19 protein-coding genes are annotated in these 19,786 nt (G+C 47.0%); 11 read left to right on the top strand and 8 right to left on the bottom strand.

All coding sequences use genetic code 11. The annotated features are described in order from the left end of the window. Positions 1–23: 23 nt before the first annotated feature. The gene (torS, locus tag EPB59_RS14860; RefSeq protein ID WP_154173541.1) at positions 24–2,930 is read right to left on the bottom strand and encodes a TMAO reductase system sensor histidine kinase/response regulator TorS; all 2,907 of its coding nucleotides are present in this window, start codon (positions 2,928–2,930) and stop codon (positions 24–26) included. 87 nt (positions 2,931–3,017) lie between these two features. Between torS and torT the strand changes: the two genes are divergently transcribed. Together torT and EPB59_RS14870 are read left to right on the top strand one after the other, a co-directional pair. Further along, a complete protein-coding gene (gene torT, locus EPB59_RS14865; RefSeq protein WP_195707164.1) occupies positions 3,018–4,010 on the top strand; it encodes a TMAO reductase system periplasmic protein TorT in 993 nt (330 codons plus the stop codon). Positions 4,011–4,064: 54 nt separating this feature from the next. Further along, the gene (locus EPB59_RS14870; RefSeq protein ID WP_000754099.1) at positions 4,065–4,520 is read left to right on the top strand and encodes a methylglyoxal synthase; all 456 of its coding nucleotides are present in this window, start codon (positions 4,065–4,067) and stop codon (positions 4,518–4,520) included. A 72-nt stretch (positions 4,521–4,592) separates the two neighbouring features. Here EPB59_RS14870 and pncA read toward each other — a convergent pair whose 3' ends face one another. Then, on the bottom strand, positions 4,593–5,219 hold the full coding sequence (gene pncA, locus EPB59_RS14875; protein WP_154173545.1) for a bifunctional nicotinamidase/pyrazinamidase: 627 nt from the start codon (positions 5,217–5,219) through the stop codon (positions 4,593–4,595). A gap of 96 nt (positions 5,220–5,315) precedes the next feature. Continuing rightward, positions 5,316–5,858: a phosphatase PAP2 family protein gene (locus tag EPB59_RS14880; protein ID WP_195707165.1), complete on the bottom strand. Its 543-nt coding sequence runs from the start codon at positions 5,856–5,858 to the stop codon at positions 5,316–5,318. 443 nt (positions 5,859–6,301) lie between these two features. On the opposite strand from EPB59_RS14880, the gene EPB59_RS14885 reads away from it, so the two are divergent. The 3 genes from EPB59_RS14885 (at position 6,302) to EPB59_RS14895 (ending at position 7,638) form a co-directional block, all read left to right on the top strand. Further along, positions 6,302–6,658, top strand: coding sequence for a diacylglycerol kinase (locus tag EPB59_RS14885; protein ID WP_055049959.1), 357 nt, complete (start codon positions 6,302–6,304; stop codon positions 6,656–6,658). A 166-nt stretch (positions 6,659–6,824) separates the two neighbouring features. Then, positions 6,825–7,109: a PepSY domain-containing protein gene (locus tag EPB59_RS14890; protein WP_154173547.1), complete on the top strand. Its 285-nt coding sequence runs from the start codon at positions 6,825–6,827 to the stop codon at positions 7,107–7,109. Further along, a complete protein-coding gene (locus tag EPB59_RS14895) occupies positions 7,102–7,638 on the top strand; it encodes a cytochrome b/b6 domain-containing protein (RefSeq protein WP_055049960.1) in 537 nt (178 codons plus the stop codon). Before EPB59_RS14890 ends, EPB59_RS14895 begins: the two co-directional genes overlap by 8 nt. Positions 7,639–7,693: 55 nt before the next feature. Here the strand turns inward: EPB59_RS14895 and helD are convergent, their stop codons facing one another. After that, a complete protein-coding gene (gene helD, locus EPB59_RS14900) occupies positions 7,694–9,757 on the bottom strand; it encodes a DNA helicase IV (protein WP_154173549.1) in 2,064 nt (687 codons plus the stop codon). 243 nt (positions 9,758–10,000) lie between these two features. Here helD and yccS point away from each other — a divergent pair, with 243 nt between their 5' ends. The 4 genes from yccS (at position 10,001) to EPB59_RS14920 (ending at position 14,292) form a co-directional block, all read left to right on the top strand. Next, complete coding sequence (gene yccS, locus EPB59_RS14905) at positions 10,001–12,169, top strand: YccS family putative transporter (protein WP_154173551.1); 2,169 nt, start codon at positions 10,001–10,003, stop codon at positions 12,167–12,169. Positions 12,170–12,443: 274 nt separating this feature from the next. Next, the gene (locus EPB59_RS14910; RefSeq protein ID WP_095458333.1) at positions 12,444–12,605 is read left to right on the top strand and encodes a hypothetical protein; all 162 of its coding nucleotides are present in this window, start codon (positions 12,444–12,446) and stop codon (positions 12,603–12,605) included. Positions 12,606–12,661: 56 nt separating this feature from the next. Then, positions 12,662–12,952: a hypothetical protein gene (locus EPB59_RS14915; RefSeq protein ID WP_154173553.1), complete on the top strand. Its 291-nt coding sequence runs from the start codon at positions 12,662–12,664 to the stop codon at positions 12,950–12,952. Positions 12,953–13,038: 86 nt separating this feature from the next. Next, positions 13,039–14,292 carry a hydroxymethylglutaryl-CoA reductase gene (locus EPB59_RS14920; protein WP_154173555.1) on the top strand — a complete coding sequence of 418 codons (1,254 nt, stop codon included), beginning with the start codon at positions 13,039–13,041 and terminating at the stop codon, positions 14,290–14,292. Between the two features lie 71 nt (positions 14,293–14,363). On the opposite strand, the gene modC is transcribed toward EPB59_RS14920, so the two are convergent. The 4 genes from modC to EPB59_RS14940 are packed head-to-tail and all read right to left on the bottom strand — an operon-like array spanning position 14,364 to position 18,393. After that, a complete protein-coding gene (gene modC / locus EPB59_RS14925; RefSeq protein ID WP_154173557.1) occupies positions 14,364–15,464 on the bottom strand; it encodes a molybdenum ABC transporter ATP-binding protein ModC in 1,101 nt (366 codons plus the stop codon). Beyond that, positions 15,464–16,153 (bottom strand): molybdate ABC transporter permease subunit, encoded by a 690-nt coding sequence (modB, locus tag EPB59_RS14930; protein ID WP_154173559.1) that lies wholly within the window; start codon positions 16,151–16,153, stop codon positions 15,464–15,466. The genes modC and modB overlap by 1 nt, the downstream gene beginning before the upstream one ends. A 6-nt stretch (positions 16,154–16,159) precedes the next feature. Beyond that, positions 16,160–16,918: a molybdate ABC transporter substrate-binding protein gene (gene modA, locus EPB59_RS14935; protein WP_195707166.1), complete on the bottom strand. Its 759-nt coding sequence runs from the start codon at positions 16,916–16,918 to the stop codon at positions 16,160–16,162. Positions 16,919–16,929: 11 nt separating this feature from the next. Further along, positions 16,930–18,393, bottom strand: a complete 1,464-nt coding sequence (locus tag EPB59_RS14940) for a cobyric acid synthase (RefSeq protein WP_154173561.1) — start codon at positions 18,391–18,393, stop codon at positions 16,930–16,932. Between the two features lie 177 nt (positions 18,394–18,570). Here EPB59_RS14940 and EPB59_RS14945 point away from each other — a divergent pair, with 177 nt between their 5' ends. Together EPB59_RS14945 and EPB59_RS14950 are read left to right on the top strand one after the other, a co-directional pair. After that, positions 18,571–18,969 (top strand): YgiW/YdeI family stress tolerance OB fold protein, encoded by a 399-nt coding sequence (locus EPB59_RS14945; protein WP_154173563.1) that lies wholly within the window; start codon positions 18,571–18,573, stop codon positions 18,967–18,969. Positions 18,970–19,179: 210 nt separating this feature from the next. After that, entirely contained in the window at positions 19,180–19,698 is a 519-nt protein-coding gene (locus EPB59_RS14950; RefSeq protein WP_055049970.1) for a hypothetical protein, read from the top strand. Positions 19,699–19,786: the final 88 nt, after the last annotated feature.

The following is a 19,786-nucleotide window of genomic DNA, read 5'->3' on the forward strand; positions in this document are numbered from 1 at the left end:
TCTTTTTTTATCCATTTTTCAAATTAGCTAAGCGCTTGATACAAAGCGTGTTTTGCTTGTTCTACGGCTTCAACTAATGGAGTTAATTGATAAACTTCAGCAGGGGAAGCGGCTTGCTCAATCCGTTGGCAAAGTTGATATAACGCCGTTAACCACAACGCTCCTGCAGAGCCTTTCAATTTATGGGCTTGGCTTTTGATCACCGCATCGTTGTTTTTCTGCTCTTCACAAATAGCGAAGAACTCTGCACATCCTTGTTCAAAATAGCCGACGATTTCGCGCATTTTGTCGACACCAAGGATCTGTAAATCCTGCTCAAACTTGCTCATATCCAGCACTGCAACGGCTTCCTTCTCCGCTTGTTCCGTGACTATGGAAGCAGGAGTCTCTGATTGAGGTTTCATTGTTGCACCATCGCTGACAGCATCCGTTACATGCCCCGCCAACTGTTGACGCAGCATGGCGGCTAATTGTTCTTTGACCAGAGGTTTAGGCAGATAGCCATCAAAACCGGCAGCTAAGTACCCGGCTACTTCTTCATTAAACACATGAGCAGAAACCGCGATAAAAGGAATTACTGCGTTATGCGCACTATCTTCCATTTGCCGCAAGTCGCGCAGCAAATCAACCCCATTTCCATCCGGCAAATGAATATCAAGTAATGCAATATCAAAGCGTTGCTGTTGGAAGCACAGCTTCGCTTCCTGCACGCTTTTCGCTATGGTGACACGGTGACCTAAGCTGTTTAAAAAGCCTTGTGCCACCAAACAGTTGACTTCGTTATCTTCCACCACCAACACATCAGCCACAGGTACTTCATCCAAGGTACGGGCTGGTGTGTCTACGGGTTGACCCGGCTCTAAAGGCAGTGTGAAGCTAAAGCAACTGCCTTGTCCCAATTGGGATGATAACTGTAACTCTCCCCCCATCGCTTGCACTAGCTTGCGGCTGATCGCTAAACCTAGCCCAGTCCCTTGTTTACGACGCCCTGCTTCCGCTTGCGTGAAGGCATCAAACAGTGACACTTGATCTTGCTCCGCGATACCAATTCCCGAATCTTCCACCGCAAAGCGGATACCTTGCCCTTCCGGGTCTTGGCTAATTCGGATACATACATGTCCTTGTTCGGTAAATTTGATCCCGTTGCCGACCAAATTATTCAGCACTTGTCCGATGCGTATTTCATCGCCCTGCCAGTATCGTGTTACATCATCTTCAAATTGATAAGACAGCGTAATGCCCTTCTCTAAAGCACGGCTTTGCATCAGCTCATGGGTTTCACGCACTAAACGGTATAAGTCAAAATGGGCTTGATGAATCTCCAAATGCCCCGCTTCGATCTTGGAATAATCCAACACATCGTTAAGGATCGCGAGCAGTGATCGCCCACTGCGGTTAATCACTTGCACGTAGTGTTGCTGGGTTGAAGTAAGAGAGGTTTCCTGCAACAGACGCGCCGTGCCCAACACCCCATTCATCGGGGTACGAATTTCATGGCTCATGGTAGCCAAGAACGCTGATTTGGCACGGCTTGCCTGCTCAGCTTGGTAACGTGCTTTGGCGTGATTAAGCACTTCTTGGTTGAGTTTATGGTTCATTTCACTCAATTGATGGGTACGCTGCTCCACCAACTCTTCCAAGTGCTCTTTGTGTTGTTGCAGTTCGCGCTTCGCCAGCACCTCACTTTCTGCCACCACCTTAAGTGCTTTGGCGGTATCACGCGCATGGGCAATCGCCAGCCCCATTTGTGCCAACTCATCTTTACCTTGTGTTTCAACCTCGACCTCAAGTTGACCTTTGGCAACAGAAAGCAGTGCCGCGGTATGTTTATCCAACCTTTGAATCACTGAACGGTACACCACTTGCCACACTATCCACACCACGATCACCAAACCGAGCAACCCCAAAATGGTCAAGATCAGTTGCGCGTAATACAAAGTATTGGAAAGTTTCCCCACCGCTTCTGTCGTCACTTGGTTTGACGCATCCACTAACTGGTTAACCGTTTTATTGAGACTGGTAAATTGGGTCAAGCTGTCTTGCAGCAGTTGTTGTGCTGCTTGTTCGTTATCGTAGCGTTGTTTGAGTAAATCGAACACGATGCGCCGTTTTTCTAGCTCGCGCAATAAACTGACCATCTGTTTCGAACGGGTTGGATCTTCTACCGCTTGCACACGGCGCTGCATAATGCTCAGGTTCTGTGCAAATTCCGCATCCAAAGCCAAGATCCGCTCCAAATCAGTCACGGTTTGCGTTTCTTCAATTTCATTGAGCACTTTAAAGGCCAGCAGATGCAGCTCATGTAAACGCTCCGCCAGATCTAAATCCACCTCAACCAAATTATCTAAGGCTTGATACACCTTTGCTTGCTGCTGCTTTTGCAATAGATCATAGATGTGAGTGACATTCGCCACCGCAATCGTACTGGTATTGAGCACCTGAGTACGCGTTAACTGCTCTAGCTCTTGCGCCAATTTACGCATCTCTTTCACACTCAGCCCCAGTTGCCCTTCCAATGAGAGGCGCTGTTCGACTCGACGCCCTAGCTGCGCGAGCGAATCAATCACGTTTTGCACATCCTGTTCTAAGCGATCAAGTAAGACGCTATCAAAGGCTTCCTCTCCCAATTGCTGAATATGGGTGAGCAAGGTTTCCAATTGAGTAAACACTTTTTGCCCAGTTTCTTGGTGTTCTTGCTCATTTTTGGCACTGGAGAGGGTTTGGGCAGACGCAATGATCTGGTGGCTAAGCTCCGCCACTTGACGAGCTTCAATCATGGATGGAATGGCATTGTTCACCATATCCCGTTCTGTTTTCGCGACCAGAGAAAAGCCTAAAACACCGATCAATGCGGAGAGAAGCACCAGCAACGCCATCGCGCTGAAAGAGAATAAGAGCTTGCGACCAATACTGGCTTTAGCGAGACGCATGGGGAAAACCTTCTTGTTGACTTCTTCTGCGTGACGGATTGGGCTATATTGTGCAGTGTTTACTCTGGTTCGCCAACGAATAACCTCATGTTAAATCTGCGCTTGTACTCATTTTCTCTGATTTCTGCACTTTTGCTGCTCTGCCCACTGCCAGTGGCCGCAGCAGAAAAACTATGCGCGCTTTACCCCCACCTCAAAGATTCTTACTGGTTGTCAGTGAATTACGGCATGGTGGAAGAGGCGCGTAAACTCAACCTTGATTTACGCGTGATGGAAGCTGGGGGGTACCCTAACCACGATAAGCAGCAGCAACAAATTGCCCTATGCGTACGTTGGGGGGCGGACGCGATTCTACTCGGAACCGTCTCTCCTGAACTCTACCAACACGATTTAGCACGCTATACACGCTCCGTGCCTGTATTTGCTACCGTGAATCAACTTTTGTTGGATGAAAAACAACAAGAGCATCTGAAAGGCGAAGTCGGTGTCGATTGGTATTGGATGGGGTTTTACGCCGGAGAATATTTAGCCCGCAAACACCCGAAAGGCAGCGGTGAAGTGAATATTGTGGCACTGCCTGGCCCTGCATCTAGCGGTGGTACTCAACCGGTTATGCAAGGGCTACAGGATGCAATACGCAACAGTGATGTACTTATTATCCAAACCTTGTGGGCGGACAACGATAAAGAGTTACAGCGCAATCTCATTCAACAAGCGTTAGAGCAACACAAGATACGTTATCTGGTTGGCAGTGCCGTTGCGATCGAGGCCGCCATCAGTGAATTACGAACACTGAACCAAAGCGAGCAAATTGGGCTGATTGCAACCTATTTGAGTCACGGCGTGTATCGCGGCTTACTGCGTGGGCGCGTAGAGTTTGCCCCAACCGATCAAATGGTCGAGCAAGGTCGGCTTTCCGTACGCCAAGCCGCGGCATTTTTGCACGCTAAGCCGTACGTCAAACAGCAAGCCCCAAAAATTGAAGCGTTAACGCCAAATCGCTTAGAGAAAAAAATCATTGCAGATTCGTTATCTCCATCCGAATACAGGCCTGTATTTCAGGTAAAAGCAGTTGAATAAACGCAGATTTTTGGTTATCAAGCATCTAATCAAAAAACATTAGGAAATGTACCAATGAAAAAAACTACCCGCACCATGGCAGCGCATAAACACGTTGCTCTTGTGGCTCACGATAACTGCAAAGGTGAACTGCTGCGTTGGGTACAAGAAAACAAGGAAAAATTACAGCGCCATTTTCTGTATGCGACTGGCACAACAGGCCACATGCTGAGCAAAGAAACTGGCCTTGCCATCAAAAGCATGATCAGTGGTCCGATGGGTGGTGACCAGCAGCTTGGTGCGTTGATTTCTGAAGGTAAAATTGATGTGCTGATTTTCTTTTGGGATCCGCTCAATGCGGTTCCGCATGACCCGGATGTGAAAGCGTTACTGCGTATAGCCAGTGTGTGGAATATTCCAGTAGCCACCAACCGCGCCAGTGCCAAATTCCTATTTACCTCTGCGTTAATGGAACAAGAAGTCGATATTGAGATCCCAGATTACCAAGCGTACTTAGCAGAACGCACTTAGACCAGTTGAGGAAATCCGTGATGGCTATCGCTCATATTTTAAGGAAGGATAGCCATTTAAGCGTGCGGGAATTTATATATCGCCGTTTAGCAATTGCTGCGAAGTCGTTAACTGACATCCGGCAGTTTGCATTTCATACCATGCCGCGGCGCAATCCCCGACATTCAGCTCCACACCACGACATGCATCTTGGATCACCCAAGTATTAAAGCACAAAGAGATGGAGTCCAACGCAGTGAATTTCACACAATAATCCGTGGCTAAGCCAGCAATGTAGACATCCGAAATACCGTGACTACTCAAATACTCGGCGAGCCCCGTCGCATGAAAACGTTGATTATCAAAAAAACCGCTGTAGCTATCAACGTCAGGATGCGTACCTTTGAGTACAGTATGAGTAATCTGCTGCACCTCTAGCCCATCAATAAACTCTGCGCCTTGCGTATTTTGGATACAATGCTCAGGCCACATCACCTGAGGAATGCCATTGAGATCGATTACTTCACCGGGGGCTTTCCCCTGAACAGAAGCAAAACTGGCATGTTGGGCTGGGTGCCAGTCTTTGGTTGCAATCACATGCTCAAACAGAGGAATCAGTTGATTAATCACCGGAACTACAGCATCCCCATCAGGCACAGGCAAGGCACCTCTGGGTGAAAAGTCATTCTGAATATCAACTAATAGAAGTGCTTTGGCCATTCATTCTCGCCTATTAATCATAAAGTTCTAGATTTACCGGACATAGAATAACATCCCTTTCACACTCTGGCATTATACTGCCGTGCCATCACCACATCAGAATGACAAACTGGCGTAAATTCCTGTTTCGTCACCATCAAAATAAGGCACAAGCACTAAATTGGTGGCTGAGATCCCCCCAACAGTAATCGCGTATTGAATACCCGTGGCTAATGCCATGCCGGCGGCAACATCTCGCCAGTAATGTTTATTCGCATCAACTCGTGAATAGCCAACTAATGCTGCCGCAGCGTAAGCTGGGATGCCGTAAGTTGAACCATACCGAAATTGCAAATAAGCTGCCCCTTGGCTAGCCGCTGATGTATGTCCAGAAGGAAAACTTTGGCTTCCACCATTTGGACGTTGGGCATCAATAGAGACTTTAATAAGTTCAGTTGTCGCGGCCGTCCAGAATGCACCTTCCGCCAATTGCATCATGCCTTCACCATCCATATGTATGGCAGTAATCAATCCAGCGGTAAGAGGAATCCCATATTGTGCAATATCGCCATATACCTCTAATTTACTTTTTTCAGCCGAATAGGCGATTGGAGAGGTACACATAAGTATTGAAGTAACCAATAACAGACGAGGCGTCATAATAAAATCCCTATTATTTGTTTTTTAAATGATGTTCTTTTTATTCATTAACCATTAATTTACGGTGAATGTTAAATACAAATTCCCCACAACCAGTCGTACTTATTATTACTATCGACCATGAGAACTTGGCGATAAAAAAAGTAACAATTTGTAATGTTCGACCAATACACATAAAAAGCATTCGTTATGGATGCAGAATTCATGCCTAATCAAAAAATCAATTAAATCCCATGTCTAAAAAATCGACGCATCTAATAACAATATTAAAACTATTCTCATTGACTATCGATTCTGACCTCCTAACGCTAGCGTTGCAATCAAGTCTTAAAGAATACTTAAGAACACAAATTTTAATGAAAAAAAACCTTATTAGTTGGCAGCTGATGATAAATCTTTATAATCCGTAGCCATTCAAAAACAAACACAACATGACAAACACTATGAAGCATTCACGTACTGGTATAGCGCGTGTTTTTTACGCGACTGGGTACTCAATGAAAGGATTCGCCGCTGCATGGAAAAATGAAGCTGCATTCCGTCAAGAAGTTGCCTTAACGTTACCTTTAACCATTCTCACCTTTTTCTTACCGGTTACGAAAGTTGAGCAAGTATTACTTGTTGGCTGCCTTGTTCTTATTTTAATCGCTGAGCTTTTAAATTCTGCCGTTGAAGCTGTCGTAGACAGGATCGGTGCCGAACATCATGAACTCAGTGGACGAGCCAAAGATATTGGCTCTGCAGCGGTTTTTGTTTCGCTCTGTTTTGCTGCCTTTACATGGGCGTGGATATTGTTGTAAGTATCAATTGCGATAGAAAAAAATAAAAAGGTTTGCGTCAGCAAACCTTTTTTATTGAACTAAGATTATTGAGTTCAATTATGAACACATTCTAACCATTCCCTTAAGTATTCATTAAGATTAAATCGATAAGATGTAGTCAATGCATAACGTAAAGGAGAGCATTATGTCACTACTTAAAACATCTCGTCTGTTCGCTATCACTTCCCTTGGATTAATTTCGGCTGCCGCATTTGCTGACCCGACTTGCACTAAAGAACCAGAAAGTAGCTGGATCTCTTTTGAACAAGCTCAAAAGCAAGTCGAAGATATGGGCTATAAAATCAAGGTTTTTAAAGTCACTAAGACCAGTTGCTATGAGTTATATGGTCATGACAAAGATGGCAACCGAGTAGAAATTTATTTCAACCCGACCAATATGGAAAAGGTGAAAGAGGAAAAAGATGGCTAAACCATACACTTGGGATCTTTTTGTTCGGGCGACGCACTGGTTAGTTGCCGCCCTTTTCTTGGCTAATTTTTTTGCGATTGAAGAGGGTAGTGATCCCCATGAGTGGGTTGGGTATGTGGTTATGGGTGCCGTTATTCTGCGTTTAGGCTGGGGGCTAATCACTCACTCCCCTGCTCGGCTAACGGCTTTTACGCCATCCATTCCCAAAGCCATTGAGCACATTAAAGAAGTGGTGCGAACCAAACAAGATAACCACACTGGGCACAATCCTGCTGGTGCGATTATGATTTGGGCAATGTGGATTTTACTGCTCGCCACCGGTTTATCGGGTTGGATGAATGAGTGGGATCTGTTTTGGGGTGAAGACTGGATTAAAGAGGTGCATGAAACCTTAGCTAACCTCACTATGGCTGCTGTTGCCGTCCATGTTTCAGCGGTGATTATTATGTCTAAATTTACTGGGCATCCTTATGTGCATGGAATGCTGAAAGGGCATAAAACATCTTCACAAAATAGTGAACCGTCGTGATTGCAAAAGGCGAGCTCAGCTCGCCTTTTTTCTGCGTTTCACATTAATCCAGATTCTATTTCTGCTTAACAACCGGATAGTCATCATTCAGCAGCTCTTGAACAAAACTGGATCCGTTGCCATTGTAAGTCACCCACACTTTCTCTTTGCCGCGAGTGAGTGCCACATAAAATAAACGTCGCTCTTCTGCATAAGCAAAATCGTCTTCGCCTTGGCTCAATGCACTGTCGAGATGCAGTGCTTTCACTCTAGCAGGAAACTGCCCTTCATCGACTGCCAAAATAATCACAAAATCAGCCTCTTTACCTTTACTCGCATGGCAAGTCATAAAATCAATTTTTAAGGAGAGATAGCGATTTTGCCAATCTTTCAAAAGTTCTGGTTTATGGTAGTGGTTACGGCCAAGTAAAAGCACTGTTTTTAGTTTATTCGTTGAACGATTGAGCTCATCGAGAATTTTTTCCACCGCGTTATTGGGTGCCAACACGACTGATTTTTGCTTTTGCGTTTTGAAACTATTCAGCGTTTTCGGTAACTGATTCGGGTTTTGCTGAATAAAACGGTTAGCTACCGCCCCAATCTGATCATTAAAACGGTAAGTCGTATCCAGATAATGCACTGTCGATTGAGCAAAACGGGTTGCAAAACCAGTGGTTAAATCCACATCCGAACCCGCAAATTGATAAATCGATTGCCAGTCATCGCCCACCGCAAACAAGTTGCACTGGCCTTGGTTCTGCTCACACAGCGCTTGTAACAAGCGTAAACGCTGCGGCGAGATGTCTTGATACTCATCTACCATGATAAATTTCCACGGCGATCGGAATTTGCCTTTTTCGACATACTCGGTCGCTCTGGTGATCATGATGTTGAAATCAATCTGGTTTTGATTTTTAAGCATCTGCTGCCACGCTTGATAGCACGGCCAGCATAAGGAAAGCTCGCTGTTTAAGCGCGGGAAATCCTCATGATCGACTAAGCGCTCCTGCAGCTCTTTCTTGCTCAAACCCAGTTGTGCCAACTGATCGAGCTGCTTCTCTAACCAAGCAATCAATTTCGGGTTTTCAACATGACTGCCAAGTTCATCATCCCCCGCCAGATACGCAATTGGCCATTTGGCGAGATGTTTTTGCCAACGTTTAAAGTTGGTCGGCGTCATCCAATGGCGCTTTAGCCAATCAATACACCAAGCTTGCTTTAGTTTATTGTCGTTCGCCAGTGGAGACATAATAACCGTTTTACCTTCCACTCGGTTGAGGATCCGCAATCCTAGCTGATGGAAAGTATTAACGTGTAGCCGATCGGCTTCCAAGCCAATTTTATTTTTTAAACGCTCAGCCATCTCTTGTGCCGCATCGCGTGCAAAAGCCACCATCAAAATTTGCTCGGGCTTCGCCAAGTGACTTTGCAACAAATAAGAAACTCGCGCAGTTAATACACTTGTTTTGCCTGAACCTGCCCCTGCCAGTACAAGATTATGATCATCATTGAGTAAGACAGCATATTGTTGCGATACATTGAGCGGCGAAGACTCACACTGTGAAAATAGGACCGTCCAATTTGCACGCTCTATCTCCAACCAAGCTTGGTTACGTTCATAAAGCGTGGCTGAGGTATCGAGCAACCAAGGCAATAAAGTATCGAATACTGTAGGAAGGTGCTTTTGTGCTTCATGCAGCGTCATATCCATCCGCTTTAAGTCAGCGTATACCTGCTCGACCCAAGCTTCGATAGACGAGTGTGACAAGAAAGAAGGCAGACGTTTTAAGCGCGACAACTCTTGCTGCCAGCGAGGAAAATACAGGCTCAACTGTTCACACTGTTGATTGTGCCAAGCCTGATAATGCGCGACAAGTTGATGCGCAAAATGCCGACACTCTGGCCAAGGTAGCCCTTGTACTAACCAGCTACGTTGTACGCCATTTTCAGGGTGCGCAAAAAACTGCAATGTTCCCCAGACTAAGCCTCTGCGGATCTGCACTTCTCCATTCCATACATGGAATGGAATACGTTCTTCGCTACTAAGCGAAGTCAGAACCAGCCACTCGTTATCAAGTTCGACTTGGTAATATTCATTGGCAATAAAGAACTGTGCAGTCTTATTTGCGTTCAGCTGCATTGGTAAAAGCCCACTAACAAAGTTGTCGGCAATAATAACCTAATCCCCCTCCCTGATGAAAAGATAATGTCAATATTCTTAGTGATTAATCAATACTCAACAATCACTTGGCAGCCCAGTTATTCAGCCAATCCCACTTTATCGCTTCATAGCAGAAACACGATTTTTCTTTATCTTGATCAGAATCTTATTACTTCAATCTGCTAAACTCCCCACTTTCTATACTCACTGACGTGCTGCGCTGTGCCAAAAATCAACCAACTGCGCCTGTATTGGGCAAATAAAACTGTTAACTACAGTGTTTTGATCTTACTGACTTTACTTGGTGTAGTGATCCCCGCTTGGCACTATCAGCTCAATACTTGGATTACCCCTCTCATTTTAGGCGTGATTGCGGCGGCACTCGCCGAACGTGATGACCGTTTTAGTGGGCGTTTGAAATCGATCACCCTGACATTGATCTGTTTCGCGATCGCTGCTTTTTCAATTGAAATTCTATTTCGCACCCCTTGGTTGTTCGCCATTGGCCTTTTCAGTTCAACCTTTGGCTTTATCATGCTCGGCGCGCTAGGCTCACGTTACGCGAGCATCGCGTTTGCTTCACTGTTGATCGCTATTTACACCATGCTCGGGGCGCACCAAAGCACCAATATCTGGTTCCAGCCTTTGCTGCTACTCAGTGGCAGCGCGTGGTACTACTTAATGTCGATGCTTTGGCATGCATTCTGGCCAATGCAACCGGTACAGCAGAATCTCGCTAATATATTTCTGCAATTGGCTAATTACTTGGAAGCCAAATCTACACTGTTTCATCCCGTGTCGAATATGGTACCGCAGCCTTATCGCATCACAGAAGCGAACCTGAACGCCGCGACAGTAAACGCACTGAACCAATGTAAAGCCATCTTTCTTACGCGCTCGAAACGCGGGCATGTCGACAGTGCCAGTGACCGGTTTTTGAACATCTATTTTCTCGCACAAGATATTCACGAACGCGTCAGCTCAAGCCACTACCGTTACCAAGAACTGGCTGAGCATTTTGGCCGCTCAGACATCCTCTTTCGCTTTAAATATCTATTGGAAACGCAAGCCAAAGCCTGTCGCGATATTGCGCAGTCCATCCGTTTAGGTCACAGCTACCAGCATGATTCTGCGTCCATCGTTGCACTGGATGAACTGCAACTGTCTCTCAGTTATTTACGCCAACAAGATCGCCGAGATTGGAAGAGTTTGCTCGGCCAATTAGGGTATCTGTTTAATAACCTTGCCACCGTAGAAAAGCAGCTCAATAACGTAAGTAATCCTGATGTCGCAAAGCCTGAAGAGGGGATGTTAGATGATACCGAAGCACACACCTTAGGCAGCATGTGGGAACGTTTACGCGCAAACCTGAATAAAGATTCTCTGCTTTTTCGTCACGCATTACGCATGTCTATCGCACTGACCGCAGGTTACGGCATCATTCAAGGATTAGGTATTGAACGCGGTTACTGGATCTTGCTTACGACCCTATTTGTTTGTCAGCCTAACTATGCCGCGACCAAACAGAAACTCACCGCTCGAATCATAGGAACGTTAGCCGGATTGTTTGTCGGTGTACCATTACTGACATTCTTCCCCTCACAAGAAAGCCAACTGGTGTTTATTGTACTTTCTGGGGTGATGTTCTTTGCCTTTCGCTTGAACAATTACGGCTATGCCACAGGTTTTATTACCTTACTGGTGCTGTTTTGTTTTAACCAACTCGGGGAAGGCTATGCTGTTGTACTACCAAGGTTAGCCGATACCTTGATTGGTTGTGCTTTAGCTGTTGCGGCCGTCGCGTGGATTTTGCCAGACTGGCAATCGAAACGCTTACACAAGGTCATGGCTGAAGCTGTGGATGCCAACAAGCAGTATCTCGCACAAATCATCGGTCAGTATCGAATTGGGAAAAAAGACAGCTTGAGCTATCGCATTGCTCGCCGTCATGCCCATAACCAAGATGCGGCACTTTCTGCCGCTGTCACCAATATGCTGGCAGAGCCCGGCCGTTATCGAGCGGCAGCAGATGAGAGCTTCCGTTTCTTAACCCTTAATCATGCCTTGCTCAGTTACATCTCTGCGCTCGGAGCTCATCGAACTCGGCTTGATGATGAAACGGTGCATCAGTTGGTGCTCGATTCACATCGCGTGATTCATCAGCATCTCGACTTGCTTCACCAACAGTTATTCGACCACTGTGAAGAGTGTGATACTAGCAACATTGATAGCTCTGGGTTGGAAAAACGTCTGGCGGAATGGCGTGAAGATGATGATGGTTCAGCACGGATGGTACTGCAACAATTGCACTTGATATATCGCATGTTGCCAGAGCTGCACTCCCTCGCGAGCAAGTTTGCAGTGCGAGTGAGTTCGAATACTGACAAATAATACTTAAGCCAGTCCGATGACGACTGGCTTTTTATCCTCTCATGCTGCGCGACATCAGGCTCATCTTGATTATCCCCCGAACTTTATTGAGCCTTTTCTAAACTATATCACCGCATTTTTTGAAAACACTGACACTTTTCGGACAAAAAACCACCAGCCCAGCGTTAATTTTTGCGTATTACAACACGGCGACATAGAGCGGATCAGGATGATGAGCACCGATTGTCGAAAACGTCTAAACAACGACCTATTTTCATTAATACCGGAACACGCCATGAGTCATCAACAATTTGAACGTTGGAAATCACAATTACAGCAGTTAAGCCCACAGCAACTTCGTGCACTACAAGGCGAAATTGATCGCTCACTCCATCAAAGTGAACCCTCAATTTTGACCGAAGAAGAGCGCGATGCGATTGCACACCTGTTTTCTTAACTTGAGTAACCCAAGCGGTACGGCTAAACTTTAAGCACAAAGGTGAGGTAAACACTATGCCCGTATCAGCAGTCCCTAATGGCTCTTCAATGCTCATGCAATCTTCCAAAATGATGGAGGACGCCGCGCGTGACATTCAACAATCTAGCCTCCCTGTTGAATCATCAAACTCTAAAATCACGGATCCAAGTCAGCAGCCTGCTCCTCCGGCAATCAAAAAACAGTATGCCGATCATATTGATGCCTTAAATGCTCTCAATCAGGCATCACACTACAGTCGCATCGGTACCAACATCATTCAGCGCGATCAAGACATGCTCGGCACCATGTTGGATGTGCGCGTTTAAAGCAAACTGTAAGCTTTTTTATCCTTGCGTTGAAATTCACCTCTTTCGCTTTACAATGCCCAGCAAACTCAATACCAAGAACTGTTATGCCTAAGTTTGCTCTGCTGCCCCCTTATTCGCCGGATATGGCGACTCTTGATAACGATATGCTGACTGAGCAACTCGCTCCGCGCTTTCACAGGCCAAATTTACGCCTAACGCCAAGCCCCGCACTCAATGAACAACAAGTCATGAAGCGCTGGCAAAAACTGGATGCCCCCCAAGCTCAAGCGTTACTGCTCGATGAACATACCGAACAGACCATGCTGGCTTACCAGAAAAACATCGAGTATTTCATCGGCACCGTGAAGTTACCTGTCGGAATTGCCGGGCCGCTGCGCGTCAACGGTTCGCATGCCCAAGGGGATTATCTGGTTCCGCTTGCCACCACGGAAGCGGCGTTGGTTGCTTCATACCACCGCGGTAGCCAGCTGATCACCGCAGCAGGGGGAGCAAGTGCGCTATTGATCAATGAAGGGGTGACTCGAACACCTGTCTTTGCCTTTCTCTCTTTAGCGCAAGCCGGACAATTTGTCGGTTGGGTCACCAGCCAGTTTGAACAGATGAAAGAGATTGCTCAATCCACCACCGCTCACGGTAAGCTCAAAGATATTCAAGTCAATATTGAGGGCAATCACGTCTATCTGGTGTTTGAATACACCACAGGCGATGCGAGTGGGCAGAACATGGTGACCATCGCTACGCATGCGGTATTCGAGTTTATTTTGCGCCACTCTCCGGTCACACCGACTCAAGCCTTTTTGGACGGTAACCTCTCCGGCGATAAAAAAGCCAACAGCTACACGCTACGCAGTGTGCGTGGCAAAAAAGTAACCGCAGAAGTTCACCTATCCACTGAGTTAGTCAAAAAATATCTGCACACCACACCAGAAAAAATGGTGCAGTTTGGACAAATGACCACAGTGGGTGGCGCGCTTAGTGGCGCAATCGGAGTCAACGCGCATTACGCGAATGCCCTGGCGGCACTCTACATTGCGTGCGGACAAGATGCCGCATGTGTCGCGGAATCCGCGATTGGGATGACACGCATGGAAATACACCCGAAAGGCGGTCTGTATGCCAGCGTAACGTTACCCAATTTGATGGTAGGAACGGTTGGGGGCGGCACTAGTCTACCCAGCCAACAAGCTTGTTTATCCTTAATGGGATTAGCGGGACAAGGCCACGCAAGAGCCTTAGCGGAAGTGGCGGCCGCACTCTGTCTTGCCGGTGAGTTATCGATTGTCGGGGCGTTTTGTGCAGGGCATTTTTCGCGTGCACACCATAAGCTCGCGCGCTGAACACTCAGCGCGCAAAACCCATTTCCTGTGCGAAGCAATACCAGAATCAGTAAGGCTAAGGAACAAAAAGATTAGTGGGTCAGGATCACGTCGCGTTGTGACACACTGACCCCTTTAATTTGCGCGAACACTGACATGCCCACCTTTAGCGCCAACTCCGCGTGAGCCCATTCAGTAACCACCGCCCACAAATAGCATTTCGGTGCCAATTCCAATTTCAGCGAAACACTTTTTTTGCTCGGTTGTTGGTGTTCAATCGCCACAATGCGTGCTGGCAAAATATTTCGAATGGAACTCGCGGTCGGTTTGTCTAGCGCTATCGACACATCATTGGCACGCACTTGCATGCGCACACTGCTGCCGATTTCAGCATCCACTTGCTGTACCCAAAGTAGAACCTCATCCGCCAAGCGAACTTGAGTCAAACCGTATTCTTGGTGATGTTTGCTCACCGTTGCGGAAAACAGCGTGCTTTGCTCACTGAATGATTGCCAAGGTCGCATCGCTTTGGATGACCAGACTTGCTCAATCGGCCCCGAACTCAAAACTTTGCCCTGATCCAATACCACCAGATGATCGGCCAAGCGCAAAATTTCCTGCATGCTGTGTGAGACATAAAGGATCGGCAGTTGAAAATGCTGCGCGAGGTTTTCCAGAAACGGCATCACTTCTTTCTTACGTGGCATATCGAGCGATGCCAGCGGTTCATCCATCAACAATAAATCGGGTTTAGACAGCAGTGCACGCCCAATCGCCACACGCTGCTTTTCTCCACCAGAGAGATCGCGTGGATGGCGATCTAATAACGGCTCTAATGCCAATAAGCGAGTGACGCTGGCAAAATAATCAGGATCAGCTTGAGTCACCCCGTAATTGAGGTTGCCACGCACCGTATAGTGCGGAAAAAGCCGTGCATCTTGGAACACATAACCGATCTTGCGTTGTTCAATCGGCAGGTTAATACGCTGTGATGAACTAAACAGAGTTCGTCCGGCAAGGTGAATTTCACCGTGCTCAGGCGTGGTTAATCCACTAATCAGGTTGATTAACGAGGTTTTCCCCGCTCCAGAACGGCCAAAAATCGCGCAAATCCCTGATGCAGGCAGTCGTAAATCCACATAGAGGTGAGTATCCCCTAATTGCTTTTGGATTTGTAAAATCACCTCGCTCATTACTGCACTCCTAAGCGATGCTTCATGCGCCGGCTTAACCATTCAGAAGTAAACAGTGAACCCAATGCAATAACGATGGAGATCACACACAGCCGCGCGGCTTCCATTTCCGAACCCGGTGTTTCTAAAAAGGTGAACATGGCCAGCGGGATGGTTTGCGTTTCCCCTGGGATGTTAGAAACAAAACTGATGGTGGCACCAAACTCGCCAAGGCTACGCGCAAAAGCCAACATCACCCCAGTCAAAATTCCCGGCAAAGTTAACGGCAAAGTGATGGTGAAAAAGACTCGCAGTGGTGAGGCACCTAAAGTGCGGGCTGCTTGTTCGAGTTTTTGATCGACGCTTTCCAGACTGAGACGAATCGAGCGCACCATTAAAGGCAGCGCAATCACCATACAAGCCAACATCGCGCCACGCCAACTGAAGCTGAAACTCAGCCCAAACACTTGATAAAGCCATTGGCCGATAAAGCCTTGCCGACCCATGCTGATCAGCAGCAAATAGCCAATTACCACTGGCGGCAAAACTAGTGGCAGATGCACTAAGCTATCAATCAGCCCTTTACCCACAAAAGAAGTACGTGCCAATACCCACGCCAGCACGATGCCGATCGGCAGCAACCATAACGTGGCGTAACCCGCCACTTTCAAACTCAGCACCAGCGCTGCCCATTCGTAATCGGTCAACACAACTCATTACTCGCTAGCAGATTCAAAACCAAAGCCTTGCAAGATTTGTTGTGCTTGGGCTGAGCGGAAATACGCCACCAGCTCAGCACTTGCGGCTTTATTGTTAAGTTGTGCCAGTGGATAACGAATCGCTTGATGTGACTGCGCCGAGAAAGTCGTCACGATCGTGACTTTGTCACTGAGCATAGCATCGGTTTTATAGACGATCCCAAGCGGCGATTCACCACGTTCCACCAACGCCAGAGCTAAACGCACGTTATTGGTTTGCGCAAGGCGTGATTCAAGTTGCGACCATACTCCGGCATATTGCAAAGCTTGCTTGGCATAAATACCCGCAGGTACGGCATCGACTTGTGCCACCGCCAATCGTGAGTCTGCTAATGCTGCTTGCCATGCCGATATATTTTGCACATCAAATACTTCAATAGGCTGCGCAGAAGGACGAATCAAGACCAAACTGTTTGCCGCAAGCGTTGTGACGTTTTGCGGTTTGACCAAGGACTTCTCAACCAAGTAATTCGCCCACTCTTCATTGGCGGAAATAAACAGATCGGCTGGAGCGCCCGCTTCAATTTGGCGAGCCAGAGAAGAAGATCCACCGTACACCGTCACTAATTTAACATCATGCTGCTGTTGATAGGCTTCGACCAAGGCATTGACCGCATTGGTCATCGACGATGCCGCATAGATGTGCAGCGTCTCTTTTGCATTCACAACCTGCACGTTAAAAGCGATACACAGCAGCAACAAAATTCGTTTGAACATGTGAATTTTCCTTATAAGTCTGGCCACAAGAGTTTGAGGTCTAGGTGCTCTTCAATCGCATCGGCGATACGGTCAATCGCCCGCTCTTGTACTGCTCTGTGGTCATACAGTTCAATTTCGGCAGCGCCTGCCCATTGGCAAACACGCAGCGCGGTTTCAGGGCGGTCAAAAATACCATGTAAATAGGTACCAAAGAGTTGATTGCAGTCACTGACTAACCCATCGACGCTACCATCACTGAGCAAAATCGGACTTTTTTGATCTTCAGCCCAAGTCGAACGTCCGGCATGAATCTCATAACCTTGCGCGATGACTTCTTGTCCATCTAGCATTAAAGTGCCTTGCACATTGGTGAGACGCTTTTCTGCGGTGAGCTCAGTTTCCATCGCAAATAGACCCAGCCCTTCGCTACTTCCCGCTTCCCCTTCAATACCTAATGGGTCATGTACCCATTTCCCAAGCATTTGAAAGCCGCCACAAATCCCCATGACTTTGCCACCCAAGCGCATGTGACGAAGGATCTCTTTATCCCATCCTTGAGAGCGTAAATAAGCGAGATCAGCTCGCGTGGATTTAGTACCGGGGAGAATGATCAAATCCGCTCCCGAAAGTGATTCACCCTGCCCGACATAACGAAAATCGATATTGGGATTCAGTCGCAGCGGGTCAAAATCCGTGTGATTGCTGATTCGCGTAAACACAGGTACCGCAACACACAGTTGGCGATCCGCTGAAAGTGTTTGATGCGCCGAAATTGCATCCTCCGCTTCCAGATCAAACCCGTGTAGATAAGGCAACACGCCAATCACCGACTTACCCGTTTTCTGCTCTAACCAGTCTAGTCCAGATTGCAGCAGCGCAATGTCACCGCGGAAGCGGTTAATCACAAAGCCTTTCACTCGTGCCTGCTCGGTCTCTGAAAGCAGTGCCAACGTGCCGTATAAGTGGGCAAACACGCCGCCGCGATCAATATCCGCCACTATGATCACCGGAATATCAGCCTTTTCTGCAAAGCCCATATTGGCGATGTCATTTGCACGTAAATTGATTTCGGCAGGGCTGCCCGCCCCTTCAATCATTACCGCTTCGTAGTCGTTTTGCAGACGCTGGAAGGAATCCATCACGGTATCCATCGCGACTTTTTTATAGTCGTGATAAGCGTTGGCTTCCATGTTGGATAAAGCACGCCCTTGCAAAATCACTTGTGCGCCCGTATCGGAATTGGGTTTGAGCAATACCGGATTCATGTGCACGCTTGGTGCAATACCGCATGCCTGTGCTTGTACGGCTTGTGCGCGGCCAATCTCACCCCCATCGGGTGTTACCGCGCTGTTCAACGCCATGTTCTGCGGCTTAAACGGGGCTACCTTGATGCCTCGGCGCGCCAATACACGGCACAACCCAGCAACCAAAACACTTTTGCCAGCATCTGAGGTGGTGCCTTGCACCATTAAGGCTTTTGATGTCGGAATCATTTCAACTTAACTCTCTGAATTTGGCGACATAATAAGTGCTGAACCTAGCTCACTCAACAAAATGAACCGAATATTAATCGTCACCTCAGTATTCGTTCAAATCCGATAGCGTTTAATAGCCACATCAAGACAACAAAGAGTCTCGTTAAGAGGCAAAATGATTAAAAAGGAAAAACCATGAAACGTACTATTATCGCTCTGACTTCTGCTCTGATTCTGGCTCCTGCAGTAACCCTAGCTGCTGACAATTCTCAGCACATCAAATTTGTTGGCGATAACCAAGCACAAACCGGTGTGCAATTCCAAGGTCCTGTGGAAGTGGTGAAAGTGCAATCTCTGCTGGATTCATCAAACCCTTTTATGGAGAAAAAAGTGGTAGTGGAAGGCAACTTGGTTCGTCAACTGCGTAAAGACACTTTTATGTTTTCAGATGGTAGCAATGAAATTCAAGTTGAACTGGATGATGACATCCACCTGAATGCAACCCTAACTCCAGAAACCAAAGTGCGCCTATTCGGTGAGTTTGAAAACGGCCGCACACCAGAGATTGAAGTGGATCATATTGAATTGCTGTAATTTCAGGTACTGATCATCGACAGCGATGCCTTACGCATCGCTGTCGGTTTTCCCTTGGAAACACGTCATGACCTCTCTTTAACACCTCTAAGATCCCTTTTTCTGGCGTAAAATCCCTCAATAAGTCCTCAATTGGAATAAATGGCCTGTAATTTGCTTACTATTACGGTATCTTTGCCACTTATTTGATTGCTTGCGGACAACGTCATTATGCTTAATAAAACGCACCTATCCCTGCTGCTCGGCTTGGTACTTTCAGCACCAGCTATGGCTAACAACTTTAACTACAACTTCCTTGAGTTCAGAACCGCAATGAACCCAGAGTCTGGTGGCGTCGAATTCAGCACTTACTTTACCGATAATTCACACTTTATTGCACGCATCGACTCTCAACTCGATAGTGATTGGGATATTGCAGGTGGGATTGGTTTTAATGGTCCAGTGAATCAATTTGCCGATGTGTATGGGCAAATGTTGGTACACAATATCCGTATGCCAAAAGAGTTAGGCGGAGAAAAAGAGACCGAGCTTGAATTTAACCTCGGCGGCAGAATCTGGCTCACCAACCAAGTAGAAGGCCATGCGCGGATTGGCAGATTGGGCGAACATTCGGTGTTCATGGCTGGGGTTCGCTTTCATTCAACAGATCAATTGTCACTCACGGCAGAAACTCGTAATGCTGGCGTTTGGGGACCACAAATCGGTATGGGCGTACGTTTTCAGTTTTAACGAACCGTTTTGTCGCCAAGTTGAGACAACGCTCAGCTTGGCCTCACCTTATCCGTCAACTTAGTGTAAGAATGCAGAACAAGAAGTA

The organism is Vibrio metoecus, assembly GCF_009665255.1.
GTDB lineage: Bacteria > Pseudomonadota > Gammaproteobacteria > Enterobacterales > Vibrionaceae > Vibrio > Vibrio metoecus_B.

Excerpts from the sequence above, each read along its gene's own strand:
- modA (WP_195707166.1), bottom strand. The coding sequence starts at position 16,918 with ATGTTCAAACGAATTTTGTTGCTGCTGTGTATCGCTTTTAACGTGCAG.
- EPB59_RS14880 (WP_195707165.1), bottom strand. The coding sequence starts at position 5,858 with ATGACGCCTCGTCTGTTATTGGTTACTTCAATACTTATGTGTACCTCT.
- torS (WP_154173541.1), bottom strand. The coding sequence starts at position 2,930 with ATGCGTCTCGCTAAAGCCAGTATTGGTCGCAAGCTCTTATTCTCTTTC.
- EPB59_RS14890 (WP_154173547.1), top strand. The coding sequence starts at position 6,825 with ATGTCACTACTTAAAACATCTCGTCTGTTCGCTATCACTTCCCTTGGA.
- EPB59_RS14895 (WP_055049960.1), top strand. The coding sequence starts at position 7,102 with ATGGCTAAACCATACACTTGGGATCTTTTTGTTCGGGCGACGCACTGG.
- EPB59_RS14885 (WP_055049959.1), top strand. The coding sequence starts at position 6,302 with ATGAAGCATTCACGTACTGGTATAGCGCGTGTTTTTTACGCGACTGGG.
- EPB59_RS14940 (WP_154173561.1), bottom strand. The coding sequence starts at position 18,393 with ATGATTCCGACATCAAAAGCCTTAATGGTGCAAGGCACCACCTCAGAT.
- EPB59_RS14915 (WP_154173553.1), top strand. The coding sequence starts at position 12,662 with ATGCCCGTATCAGCAGTCCCTAATGGCTCTTCAATGCTCATGCAATCT.
- EPB59_RS14950 (WP_055049970.1), top strand. The coding sequence starts at position 19,180 with ATGCTTAATAAAACGCACCTATCCCTGCTGCTCGGCTTGGTACTTTCA.
- EPB59_RS14910 (WP_095458333.1), top strand. The coding sequence starts at position 12,444 with ATGAGTCATCAACAATTTGAACGTTGGAAATCACAATTACAGCAGTTA.
- helD (WP_154173549.1), bottom strand. The coding sequence starts at position 9,757 with ATGCAGCTGAACGCAAATAAGACTGCACAGTTCTTTATTGCCAATGAA.
- pncA (WP_154173545.1), bottom strand. The coding sequence starts at position 5,219 with ATGGCCAAAGCACTTCTATTAGTTGATATTCAGAATGACTTTTCACCC.
- EPB59_RS14920 (WP_154173555.1), top strand. The coding sequence starts at position 13,039 with ATGCCTAAGTTTGCTCTGCTGCCCCCTTATTCGCCGGATATGGCGACT.
- torT (WP_195707164.1), top strand. The coding sequence starts at position 3,018 with ATGTTAAATCTGCGCTTGTACTCATTTTCTCTGATTTCTGCACTTTTG.
- EPB59_RS14870 (WP_000754099.1), top strand. The coding sequence starts at position 4,065 with ATGAAAAAAACTACCCGCACCATGGCAGCGCATAAACACGTTGCTCTT.
- modC (WP_154173557.1), bottom strand. The coding sequence starts at position 15,464 with ATGAGCGAGGTGATTTTACAAATCCAAAAGCAATTAGGGGATACTCAC.
- EPB59_RS14945 (WP_154173563.1), top strand. The coding sequence starts at position 18,571 with ATGAAACGTACTATTATCGCTCTGACTTCTGCTCTGATTCTGGCTCCT.